9 protein-coding genes and 1 pseudogene are annotated in these 12592 nt (G+C 36.7%); 5 read left to right on the top strand and 5 right to left on the bottom strand.

Annotation, left to right across the window (positions count from 1 at the left end):
- The first annotated feature begins 154 nt into the window (after positions 1 to 154).
- The gene (locus H6F32_RS04490) at positions 155 to 2227 is read left to right on the top strand and encodes a TonB-dependent siderophore receptor (RefSeq protein ID WP_190368144.1); all 2073 of its coding nucleotides are present in this window, start codon (positions 155 to 157) and stop codon (positions 2225 to 2227) included.
- Positions 2228 to 2329: 102 nt separating this feature from the next.
- On the opposite strand, the gene H6F32_RS04485 is transcribed toward H6F32_RS04490, so the two are convergent.
- Positions 2330 to 2707: a hypothetical protein gene (locus H6F32_RS04485; protein ID WP_242031049.1), complete on the bottom strand. Its 378-nt coding sequence runs from the start codon at positions 2705 to 2707 to the stop codon at positions 2330 to 2332.
- Positions 2708 to 2809: 102 nt separating this feature from the next.
- Here H6F32_RS04485 and H6F32_RS04480 point away from each other — a divergent pair.
- Positions 2810 to 3749, top strand: a pseudogene (locus H6F32_RS04480) (IS630 family transposase).
- A gap of 26 nt (positions 3750 to 3775) precedes the next feature.
- Here H6F32_RS04480 and H6F32_RS04475 read toward each other — a convergent pair.
- On the bottom strand, positions 3776 to 4888 hold the full coding sequence (locus tag H6F32_RS04475; RefSeq protein WP_190368143.1) for a DNA methyltransferase: 1113 nt from the start codon (positions 4886 to 4888) through the stop codon (positions 3776 to 3778).
- Between the two features lie 133 nt (positions 4889 to 5021).
- Here H6F32_RS04475 and H6F32_RS04470 point away from each other — a divergent pair, with 133 nt between their 5' ends.
- Together H6F32_RS04470 and H6F32_RS04465 are read left to right on the top strand one after the other, a co-directional pair.
- Positions 5022 to 5279 carry a helix-turn-helix domain-containing protein gene (locus H6F32_RS04470; RefSeq protein ID WP_190368142.1) on the top strand — a complete coding sequence of 86 codons (258 nt, stop codon included), beginning with the start codon at positions 5022 to 5024 and terminating at the stop codon, positions 5277 to 5279.
- Positions 5279 to 6154, top strand: a complete 876-nt coding sequence (locus H6F32_RS04465; RefSeq protein ID WP_190368141.1) for a hypothetical protein — start codon at positions 5279 to 5281, stop codon at positions 6152 to 6154. The genes H6F32_RS04470 and H6F32_RS04465 overlap by 1 nt, the downstream gene beginning before the upstream one ends.
- Before the next feature lie 128 nt (positions 6155 to 6282).
- Here the strand turns inward: H6F32_RS04465 and groL are convergent, their stop codons facing one another.
- The gene (gene groL / locus H6F32_RS04460; protein WP_190368140.1) at positions 6283 to 7914 is read right to left on the bottom strand and encodes a chaperonin GroEL; all 1632 of its coding nucleotides are present in this window, start codon (positions 7912 to 7914) and stop codon (positions 6283 to 6285) included.
- Between the two features lie 101 nt (positions 7915 to 8015).
- Positions 8016 to 8327 (bottom strand): co-chaperone GroES, encoded by a 312-nt coding sequence (gene groES / locus H6F32_RS04455; RefSeq protein WP_190368139.1) that lies wholly within the window; start codon positions 8325 to 8327, stop codon positions 8016 to 8018.
- A gap of 897 nt (positions 8328 to 9224) precedes the next feature.
- Here groES and H6F32_RS04450 point away from each other — a divergent pair.
- On the top strand, positions 9225 to 9902 hold the full coding sequence (locus tag H6F32_RS04450; protein ID WP_190368138.1) for a response regulator transcription factor: 678 nt from the start codon (positions 9225 to 9227) through the stop codon (positions 9900 to 9902).
- Positions 9903 to 10394: 492 nt separating this feature from the next.
- On the opposite strand, the gene H6F32_RS04445 is transcribed toward H6F32_RS04450, so the two are convergent.
- Positions 10395 to 12464, bottom strand: a complete 2070-nt coding sequence (locus H6F32_RS04445) for a chromosome segregation ATPase (RefSeq protein WP_242031048.1) — start codon at positions 12462 to 12464, stop codon at positions 10395 to 10397.
- Between the last annotated feature and the right edge of the window lie 128 nt (positions 12465 to 12592).

Below are 12592 nucleotides of genomic sequence, written 5' to 3'. Positions count from 1 at the left end.
AAAGGGTGACTTTGATTGTTAAAAACAACCTCTAAAAAATATGACAGCCTGTCTTTTGACATATCTTGTCAATTACATTCACACTATATCCTAGTAGTTTTTTGTATTTAGTGTAAATAAAGTGAAGAATATTTTTCTCCTACCGCCTGTTACTATGATATATTTTCTCATAGCCTTTCCTAGCATTGCGGCTGATCAGCCAAACCCAGAAAATATCAAAAAAGCCAGTTCAGATATTCTCAATTTAAGTGAAATTCAGCTACCATATACCCAAGCAGAATTATTAACTGAACCATCAGGAAAAACCAGAGAATCTGAACTACCAAGTCAATCAAACAACCCTCCAGAAACTAATAACAAACCTGGCAAAGATGCAGATATTTACATCGAAACCATAGGACAAAAAGACAATCTTCCCGAATCTACACCAACTTATGTAGTAGAAAAAGAAGACATTGAAAAACAAGGTGCTACTAGCGTTGCTGATATTTTAAAAAGAATGCCAGGTTTTGCTATCAATGATGTTGGTTATGGAGCAGATATTCACACAGGTACATACTATCGAGGAGCATCAGTTAATCAATCTGTATTTTTAATTAATGGTAGACCATTTAATAATAATATTAGCACTTATCACGGAGCTACAGACTTAAATAGTATTCCTGTAGAAGCTATTGAACGAGTTGAATTATATAGCGGTACTACTTCTACCTTGTATGGTTCATCAGCCTTTGGCGGAGTGATTAATATTATTACCAAAGAAGGTTATGGAAAACCAAAATTGACTACTAATATCAAATTTGGCTCACTAAATTTTAATAATCAACAATTAACTTATAGTGGTTCTAGCAATCGTTTAAACTATAACTTTAGCTTTGAAAGAAAATTTATAGACAACCGTTATGCTGTACCCGTTGGTGCAGCTAATCGTGATTCCCAGGGATTTTTATCAAATGCTGATACAGCTACAAGTACGTATTTTGGTAGTGTGGGACTAGAATTAAATCAGAAAAATTCTCTAAATTTAGATATTACTACTCTTAGTAGTCGGCGTGGATTAGTATATTTTGGCTTCCCCTTACAAAAAGATCGTTTAGATCATGATAGTTTAAATATTGGCTTGTCTTGGAAAAGTAAACTTGGTGCTAGAGACAATTCTAATTTAACAACTACCATTGGTTATAACCAAAATTATTTTAGTACCTATGGACCTAGTGGTAATTTTTCTCGCACAGGAATTTTAGATACAAAACAATTTACAGCCAGGATTAATCATGATTGGCAACTGACAGCAAATAATCTATTACGTTGGGGATTAGATCTAAAAAATCATGACCTATATGGAGATGTTTTGAGTACAGTTCCCACCAGAATTACTAAAAATGAAAAAGAAGATCGCAGTGTGTTTAACACAGGATTATTTGCTGTCAACACTTGGAATGTTAGCCAACTTTTTCAAGTTGATTTAGGATTCAGACAAAACTTTGATGGACAATTTGGAAATTATCTCAATCCCAGTCTAGGCTTGCGTTATAGCTTGACACCAAAAGTTTTTCTCCGGGGAAGTTGGGCAGGTGCACAGCGTAATCCTGGTTTAGATCAACTATATGTTTATGATACAGTTCATAATTGGGATCCAAACCCTAATTTAAAACCAGAAACAGGTTCAGCTTGGACTGGGGGAGTAGATGTAAATCTATCGAAAAACTTGTTAGGACAATTTACATATTTTGGTAGTAGTTTAGATAATCGCTTAGGAATATTTGATAACAAATGGGAAAATATTGGTTTAGTAAATACCAATGGTTTAGAAGCAGCATTACAGTTAAAAATTGCCCGTGATTGGTCAACTTTCGTTAACTACACCTATACAGATGCCGAAATTAAAACCAGTCCCATTGCCTCCGAGAGAGGCTTACAATTAGCCTTTATTCCCTACTCTCTTGTTAAAACTGGTATTAGCTATGAAAAAAATGGATGGCAAGGAAACTTGTACATGACATATAACAGTGGTACTCGCCGGGCTATTTTTACGAAAGCTGGTGATAATACTAGAGATTTTTCTCCATCATTTTTTAACATAGACATGAGTGGCCGTATTCCTTTAAGCAAAAATTTAGGGTTGACGGTATACTTAGAAAATTTACTTGGTGAACAATATGAAAGGGTGAATCGAATTTATAGTCCTGGGTTTACCTTTCGTGTTGGTTTAAGCTCCAGTATTTAGGGTTTCGTGAATAAGTCTTGTTGTGGAGTCAAATTTTTGATTTATCAAGGTTTTGGTTTTATTCAGCAAGCCCTATTTAGTTAGCCGCCACCTTGACTAGTCCTACTTATTGGTACACTTTAAATTACCTAAATTAACCATTTGTTCCTGAGATTGGGGAATAGTTAGCTCAAAATTACAAATACCTCCTTCATAGTCAACATTAGCTGCATATTTTCCCGGAGGAACACTGTCTAAATAAAAATCTCCTTCCTTACCAATAGGTGAGTTAATAATTTGATTATTCACAGTTATATTTAACTGACCATAGGAAGGAATTACAGTTTTTCCTGATGTTTCTACTGACAAAGTACCGACAAGACTCTGAATTAGCCCCACAGGAAAACGCACAACTGCTCCACCTCGAAAAGGTGGACTAATTACTTTTTCATTAGCATCAACTTTGTAGTTTAAAGGAATATCCTGATCTTGGATTTTCAAATTATTCCCATTGTAAGGGCGCAGATTAGTAATTATAGCATTTCCCAGTCTAATGAGGTACACTAATTAAGATAAGGCTGTCGATCTACATTAGGAGTAAAAATGAAAGCATATTCTCTCAATTTTCGCAAAAAAATATTTGATACATACTTGGAAAGTGGAATATCACAACGTCAATTAGCAAAAAGATTTTGTGTAAGTTTAAGTTTTGTAGAGAAATTACTAAAGCAATATAGAGAAACACAAAGTATTGCGCCCAAACAGAGGATAAAACAAACTCCTACAAAGCTAAATCCTGAACAACTGAATATTCTCCAAGAAATAGTTGAAGACAAGAATGATGCCACCTTGGAAGAAATTCGCTTAATTATTCAAGAAAGAACAGGAATAACAATTGGTATATCTACAGCGGATGTTACAGAAGATGGAAATTAGCCTAAAAAAACATTGCACGCCTCGGAAAAAGAGACTGAAAGAGTTCAATCGTTAAGAGTAGAATTCTGGCTTCAACTTCAGGGGATACCGGCTGAAAAGCTTATATTTCTTGATGAATCGGGAGCTAATCTATCTTTAATAAGACACTCGGCTCGTGAAAAGGTAAGAAAGCGCATGGTTTACGACCTCAAAAACGTTGCCAAAATGTCTCTATAATTGGTGCAATTGCTCTAGTGTGATTAGTCAATACAGTATTTTAGGTGCAACTGATGGACTGACATTTGAGGCTTATATTTCTCAAAAACTAGTTCCAAATCTGTGGAAAGGTGCTTATATAATCATGGATAATTGTTCAATTCATAAAAGTAAAGAGATTGAAAAATTAATCGAATCTGCTGGAGCTAAATTGATTTATTTACCTCCATATTCTCCTGATTTTTCTCCCATAGAGAATTGTTGGTCAAAAATTAAAAATCTACTACGTTCTCTCGGTGCTAGAAGTTATCCAGACTTAGCAAAAGCAATTGAAACTGCTTTTACTCAAATCTCATTAGAGGATATTTATAATTGGTTTACCCATTGTTGTTACTGTACCTCACTAGACTGAGAAAGGCTATATGAAAGATAAAACCACTATAAAAACAGTGATAATTGCTGATTTTTCTGTAATACTTGATCCTGGATATTCCTAGTTGTTGGATTTATAAAAGATGTTTGTAAACTAATCATATTATCAAATGATTCTGTGAGTAAATAACTACTTTTTGCAAAATTTTTAAGACGAGATATTGCCCCTTGATAATATTCAGGATTTATTTCAGCACTGTAGCAATGCCGCTTAGTTTTTAAACAAGTCACAGCACTAGGGCAAAGACCACCGAAGGGTTCCCATATAACATCATATTCATTACTAGATGCAGTAATAATTTTTTCCATCAAGCTAAGAGGTTTTTGATTAGTATGAAGGGTTTTACCATCTAATTTTATCCTTTCATCACCACTAACTTGAGGTTCTGACCATACATTAGTAACCGCATGAATATGATTCCAAATAGAGCGCATTTTCGACCATTCTACTGCTGTAACGGAGTTTTTCCCATTTATAGAAAAATAAGGTTTATCTGTAGGTTTTCCATATTTGTTAGCATAAGCAACAATTTGTTCCATTTTGTCTGGAGGAGGAAAATACCAAAGATGACATTTTGTAAAATATTTTCGTGTTGCTGCGTTTTTTACTCCACAGGCTTCATTAGTTTTATGAAATGGTAGTCCAGAGCGTTCCCATTCATAACGTAACCACTCTTTTATTTCTAATAATTTACCATCAACCGTCGGCAATTTAACTTCCCGGACATATTGAACACAAGCCTCAGTCACCACAGGAAAACGTCTGATGGTTTTACTATTTACATTGCCAGCAATATGTCCAATACCCTTATCCCACACATGAAAGGAACGATACAACCAACCATATTTCTCTAGTAGTGGATGAACAGTAGCCCAGCCAATTTCACTACACCAAAACCATAAAGTTGTTTGTGGAAGTGCATATTTTGACCAAGCCTCTACATGAGGTTCGTACCAACTCTGTAAAGCATTTATGTTAAGAGGATCACCTGGAAATAAGCCAAGTCCATAAGCCCCATCGGATACTATTACTGTTGGAGAAAGCCAATTTACATAGCGTGAGATAACATCAGCCATCTCAATATGTACACCATCAATTACAGTTGTAGGTATTGACATAGAAATTTCACCACATTTAGATAATCCATCATACTGAAATTTATTTTTTCATCCATTGTTCCTATTGTATCTCAATATATTCTATTTTGGACTATTCTAAAATAGACTATATATTCACTATCAGGTGAGTTAAATGACAAAAACAATATTTACCCAAGATTATCACTTGTTTTTAAGTCATCTGCGTAACTGTAGAAAACAAGCTGGATTAAGTCAAGAGCAGTTAGCAAAGCGATTAAATCAAACTCAATCATTTATTAGTAAATGTGAACGAGGAGATAGACGTATAGATGCTATAGAACTAAGGGCATTTTGTTTAGCATTAGAAATTCCTTTTGATGAATTTATTAGCCAGTTAGAAAACATTATCTCTAGTCAAGGTCAGCAATAATGATGAATAATCTAAATCCCCCAAGTCAACAACCACCTGATAACACTTGGGAATATTTTGAATTATGGACAAAAATTAATGAATTAATTAGGACTTTACCCAATTTTTTTCAATCTCAAATAGTAGTAAAAGGTATAAATGCCACTGATGTATATGCCGTAGGTTCTTTATTTTCTAGTGCCATTGAATCTAGCTTAGTAGAAGGACTAAATAAAATGAGGAATATTTGGGACCCAGAAAACAAATATCTTAGCTTTGCTTTTAAACGTCAATCACAAACATTTCCAGATGTCCTTTTAGTTGATGCCATCAAAAACGACGAAATTATATTTGGTATTGAACTTAAAGCCTGGTATGCTTTATCAAAGGAAGAAGAACCTAGTTTTAGATTTAAGATTGACCCAGATGCTTGTGCTAAAGCAGATTTACTAGTAGTTTTTCCTTGGATATTATCAGATGTAATAGCAGGTCAACCTGTTTTGTTGCCACCATTTGTAGAATTAGCAAAGTACGCAGCAGAAGCCAGAAATTATTATTGGCAACAGTCAAGAATTGCTGATAGTAAAAATGCCAATATAAACCGTCCTGCCCAACAATTTAGAAAACCTTATCCAGCAGCTAAGAAAGATGCTTCTGATAGCGCAGAAAATGACAAGGGTAATAATTTCGGTCGAGTTTCTAGGGCAGGACAGGGTAGCATTTTAGAAAATTATTTAGATGAAATTCTCAATTTGTATTATTTGGGAATAAAAATTAAACACTGGTTGAGAATATTTAAGTCAATTGCTGAAGGAAGAGATGATCAAAAAATAGAAGTTTCTTTGGATAGAGTTTTAAATGAAGTGAAAGTTGATATTAGAAAACAAGATTCATAGCTAAATCTTACCTACTTTATTTCCATCTTGACAAAACACAAAAAACAGCCGCCCCCCAACGGAAGCGGCAATTATTTAAACTAATATTCACACTAATTCAAACTAGGGAAACCAGAACTACTTAAACCTTAGTAGTCAAAATCTCCACCACCACCAGCAGCAGCAGGAGCAGCATCTTTAGGTTCTGGCTTGTCAACTACGATACACTCGGTTGTTAACACCATACCAGCAATAGACGCAGCATTTTGTAATGCAGAACGAGTTACTTTAGCAGGATCAACGATACCAGCAGCTAACATATCTACAAATTCGTTGGTAGCAGCGTTGAAACCAATGTTAAAATCTTTCTCTTTCACTCTTTCAGCAATTACAGCGCCGTTTTGACCAGCGTTTTCTGCAATTCTCTTTAATGGTGCGGGTAATGCACGAGCCACAATTAAAGCACCTGTTAACTCTTCATTAGCAAGGTTGCCATTTGCCCAAGTTTCTAATTGAGGAGCGAGGTGCGCTAAGGTTGTACCACCACCAGGCACAATACCTTCTTCTACAGCCGCTTTGGTGGCGTTAATAGCATCTTCTAAGCGTAGCTTCTTATCCTTCATTTCGGTTTCGGTAGCAGCACCAACTTTAACTACAGCTACACCACCGGATAATTTAGCTAAACGCTCTTGTAATTTTTCTTTGTCGTAGGAAGATTCAGTTTCTTCCATTTGACGACGGATTTGTTCACAACGAGCTTTAACACCAGCTTCGTTACCTTCAGCTACAATGGTAGTATTATCTTTGGTGATTGTCAGACGACGCGCTTTACCTAAACTATCTAGTTTGGTGTTTTCTAATTTCAAACCAGCGTCTTCAGTGATGACTTGACCACCGGTGAGAACTGCGATATCTTCTAACATGGCTTTACGGCGATCGCCAAAACCAGGAGCTTTCACTGCGGCAACGTTCAATACACCGCGTAAACGGTTTACTACCAAGGTTGCTAATGCTTCTTTCTCGATATCTTCAGCGATAATTACTAATGGCTTACCTTGACGTGCCACTTGTTCGAGGATAGGTACTAAATCTTGTACCAAAGCAATTTTCTTATCAGTTAATAGGATGTAAGGATCATCAAATACTGCTTCCATGCGTTCTGCATCAGTAGCGAAATAAGGAGAAATATAACCCTTATCAAAACGCATACCTTCGGTAATTTCTAATTCAGTGGTCATAGACTTTCCTTCTTCCAAGGAAATTACGCCTTCTTTGCCCACTTTGTCCATAGCTTGAGCGATCATGCTACCGACTTCTTCATCATTACCAGCAGAGATAGCTGCAACTTGAGCGATCGCTTTAGAGTCTTCTACAGGACGAGCGTGTTCTGCAATTTTTTCTACTAAGAAACCAGTAGCTTTATCAATACCGCGTTTTAATAAAATCGCATTAGCACCAGCAGCAACGTTGCGTAAGCCTTCTTTAACAATAGCGTGGGCTAACACGGTAGCGGTAGTTGTACCATCACCAGCAGCATCATTAGTTTTAGAAGCAGCTTGACGAATCAAAGAAACGCCAGTATTTTCAATGTGATCTTCTAATTCAATTTCTTTAGCAATAGTTACACCATCATTAACGATTTGTGGTGCGCCAAATTTCTTTTCTAATACTACGTTACGACCTTTAGGTCCAAGGGTAACTGCTACAGCTTCTGCTAAGATGTCAATACCTTTTTCTAAAGCACGACGGGCGTTTTCGTTATAAATAATGCGCTTTGCCATAATCTGTATAATCCTCCGATTGGTTATTTGTGAATTGTTCTTTGCTGGAAGTAAATTCGCTTGCTATTTAGCTTCCTAAATGTAAACTGATGGAGACAATACTAAGATACGATTGCGAGGATATCTTTTTCAGAGAGAAGAACATACTCTTCTGTACCTAGTTTGATGTCAGTGCCAGCATATTTGGAATAAAGCACTTTATCACCAACCTTGATATCTACTTCTTGACGGCTACCGTCGTCATTACGCTTACCAGGACCCACAGCAGCCACTTCACCTACTTGGGGCTTTTCTTGGGCATTGTCAGGTAAATATAAACCACCTGCGGTTCTTTCTTGGGGCGCGCTAACTTTTACAAACACGCGATCGCCCAAAGGTTTAACAGTGGATACGCTTAGAGATACTGCTGCCATAATTTTCTCCTTTTTTTCTTGTGATTAGCACTCTCAACTCTTGAGTGCTAATTTACCTAAAAATCATAGGCGATGGCAATAATCAAATTTGTACGGGTTTCCGAACTTAAACAAGGAAAGCACTACTTAAGTGCAAACATCAGGAGATCGAGGAGTGAGGAGATCCAGGAGTCAGGAGATCCAGGAGTAAGTTTAGCAATGCTAAACCCAAAACTTCGCACCCTGCCCCGACTGACGACTCACGACTCCCCACACTCCACAAATCCCAACTAGTAAACCATTAAACTTGCTTATAAGCTAATAAATGGCTAGTTACAAATCTTAAAGAAAAGATAAATTTAGGATAAATAAGGGATTAAAATGAAAAACTTGCGTGTTTGAGGTTATAGAACGATAATAGTAGTTTACCTATAAGTGGTTAATTAACGGTTTAGTATTACCAAATAAACCGAGAAGTTTACCCAAGAGGTTATCCAAAAACCGCAACAACATCGGCAGAGTATAAGTAGTTTGTATCATACTTTGTTTTGCCACTTCCCCGGGTAAGTAAGCTCTTCATCGAGGCTGAATATCCGAAGGATATAGTCCAGCAGCAGTAACCCATGAAAGAACGGGAGATTTTTGGGCTAGGGTCATCTTGAGAAAATATGCACTTGTACAGCACAAGAATGATAATTTATCAGGGTTTTTCACCCGTCACTTTCAAAGGGATATATAATAGCGCATTATAAATACTACTGCTATACGTATCCTTACGAAACTTTTGCTAGTGTGTTCTTATGATCTTCCAAGTGACTCCCACTTTCAAGATCATCAAAACAACTAAGGCAGTTTAAGTGGGAAAAGATTACCCTATCATCCACCATCAAGGACAAATACTTCCATATCAAAACCTTAATGGAAAGAAGCGCGAAAAGTACCACTGTTATGAAAGAACCCAGCATGAAAGACCATAAACGACTTCTACTTATTGATGATGACCCTGACCTCATCTTGCTGGTGAAGGACTACTTAGAATTCCGGGGCTATGAACTCATCACTGCTGCTAATGGACGAGAAGCCCTAGAAATTCTCGAAAATGATGTCCCAGATATGATTATCTGTGATGTGATGATGCCGGAAATGGACGGATACACTTTTGTGGAACAAGTGCGTCAAGTTGAACGTACTAGTTGGATTCCTGTTCTTTTCCTCTCTGCTAAGGGACAAAGTGCAGACCGTGTTAAAGGTCTTAATAAAGGTGCTGACGTTTATATGGTCAAACCTTTTGAACCTGAGGAACTGGTAGCACAAGTAGAATCTTCACTTAAACAAACTGTACGCTGGAAGGAACATCAAACTAAGGGAGGAGAAAACGGTTCTCGGATTCAAGTTCCTTTTGATGTTCAGTTAACTCCTACTGAACTCAAGGTTGTTCAGTTTGTCGCTAGAGGTTTAGCCAACCGAGAAATTGCTGAAGAACTTAATGTTAGTCAGCGCACTGTTGAAAGCCATGTTTCTAATATGTTGGGTAAAACCAATTTGCACAACCGTACTGAGTTAGCACGGTGGGCTATTGAGAATCAAATGGCTTAGTTAACGGTTAACGGTTAACAGTTAACAGTTAAAAGTTAACTGGTAACTGCTAACCATCAGATTTGCGGTTTTGAGTCTGACAGAGATTTAAACAGAGATTTAAACGCGGTAACAAATTTAAAAAAAGAAATGGTCAGTGAGCTTGTCAAACTGCGGTTAGATTAACCGTGTTAGCCTGTGGACTAGATAGTGCCGACACTTCTAGGATAAAGCAAAAAGAAAAAGCGAACTTTTGTGAGCATTAGTTAGCTTTTTTGTGTCGGCTAAATAGTTGACTTTTTTCTGATTTAATGATAATATATACAGAAGAATAAAATTTTTATAATGGGGGTGTTTGCAGTTATAATTTACTCTCAATAATCCATTATATTAGAGTATCATTACAATACCACAGCGATCGCCTACAAAACATGAAAAAAGGTGGCGTTTTCTTTTAAAAAACTTATCATTTTTCTAAAATTCATAAAAATTACTTATTAAAATTCCCCCAAATTACTGATTACTAAATTCTGGTGTTAATGGTGGTGTAGCTTCTAAACTAGGCTGAAAAGATGGGGTAGAGAGAGATTTAGGGATCATAAATTGTTGCCAGTTTTGGATTTCTTGCTGGGCATCTCTGTAAGCGCTACTGCCTGCGGGGACTAATTTTGCGATATCAATGGCTTTAGCGATATCAACTTCACTTTGAGAGCGTGCTATATTCAATATTTCTTGACTCCATTGATCTATAGCAATGTTTACATCTAGGCGTAACACATTACGACTTGACACTCTGTTAGCTAGTTTAATAGCTTGTGATAGAGATTCTGGTGTACCTGCCAATGCTAATTGTTGTGCTTTTTGCCAGTTTTGGCGAGCGTTAATTTGTTCTTGCCAAGTATCTACAGCAGTTTGGGCTTGTTTTGATAAAGCTCTGCCAGATACAGCTATTTTCTGAGCGGTTTTCACAGCTTCCTGAAGATTACCACTATCAGCCAGTGCGGTAGCTTGTTCCAGAAGTGGTTGGTCTTGAATTCTTTCAACCTTTGCTGTCCAGTCACGAATTTTTTGCCTAGCTTGGAAATATAGTGCACGTCCAGGGCGAATTTGACTAGCTTCCGCGATCGCTGCTTGTAGTGAGTTAACATCCTCCATAACTGCGATTTGTTCTGCCCGTTCTATGTAGGGACGATCTTCAATAGTTTCTACTTGATCAACCCATCTAGCCACTTCTCTACGAGCTTCTTGAGAGCGGGGGTTATTGGTAGGAATTTGTTGAGCTTCGGCAATGGCTGAGGTTAAGTCATTTATTGTACCTTGACTAGCCAAATTGCGGGCTTTCTCTAAGCGTGAGATATCTTCTATTTCCAATTGCCAACGGGCAATTAATTCTTGTGCTTGACTATAAATTTCTCTGGAAGCGTCTATTTGTTGTGCTTGAGAAATAGCAGTTTCCAGTCCGGAAATTGTGCCTAAGAAAGCGCTTCTTTGTGCTTCTCCTAACATAATAAAATCGTCAACTTGTACTTGTAGTTCTGCCACTGGGGGAATTTTTCTAGCAATTTCTAAAGCTGTATCTGCATCTTTTGCTTGCATTGTAGATTGTGCCAATTTTAGCATTTTTTGGGCAAATTCAGTAATTAATTCTTGAGACTTTTGATATAGATAACTATTGGGTTTAACCGTTCTGGCTAATTTAATAGCTTGGAGTAAACTTTGCAAATTGCGGTTTTTAGCTAAAGCTTCTGCCTTATAGAGTTTGTCGCCATCTTCCCGGGTTGTGACAATAATATTATTTAATTCATCATATTTTGTACTAGCCCAATATTCGTTATTAACTCGTAATAATTTAGAGGTTAACATAAAAGCAGATTGCCAATTTCTTTGGCGTAATTCTTGTTCTGCTTCTTGATAAATAGCTTCAGCTTTTGACCAAATTGATTGCCATTTTTCGATTTGTTTATCTACTAATTGACTAACATTAACATCAGGAGGAATTTTATGTGCTGTAGCGATCGCCTCCTCTAAATTTCCTGCTTGAAAACTTTGATCTGCTAATTTTAAAATATCCTCTGACCATTGTTCTAATTGTCTATTAATTTCGCCGCGTAGAGGATGGTTTTCTGGTAGTTGTTTAACTAAATCAATAGCTTGTAATAAATCATCAATAGTTTGTTTAGATGCTGCTATTTGAGCACAATGTAATCTAACGGAAGCACTAGCTAAAGGCCAAAAAACTTCAGGACATTTAGGGGATGAAGGCAACTTAAATAACATGGATATCCCCACAAAACCGATGCTACCAGGAATTAAAATCAAAATTAGTGACCATAGCATCCAGCTTTTAGTCCAAAGAGGCATTTTTCTAGCGATACCATTTAATTTATAAATTAAACTACTATCATCGTCTGCCACGGTCATGGAATTATCTTCTTGATGATCCATATTATCCACTGTTTGCTGGTGATAACCCTTATGTGCAGGATCAAAAGTGTGATTTTCTGTTAATGGAATGCCAGATAAATCATTAACTTTGTTATCTCTCATGGGGAATAGGTTTTCTGGAATATCTTTATATGTCATTGTTCACACCACAATCAATAAATTAACCAATCTTATTTTGAGTAGATTGATATAGAAAGATATCGAAAATGTTATATTTTTTTATTTTTCTATTTGGGCATTAGCCTAATCATTTAACCCTGAAAAAG

The organism is Anabaena sp. FACHB-1237, from assembly GCF_014696225.1.
GTDB lineage: Bacteria > Cyanobacteriota > Cyanobacteriia > Cyanobacteriales > Nostocaceae > FACHB-1237.
Note: the sequence above shows the minus strand (reverse complement) of the source record. Positions and strands in the feature narration are given on the sequence as shown.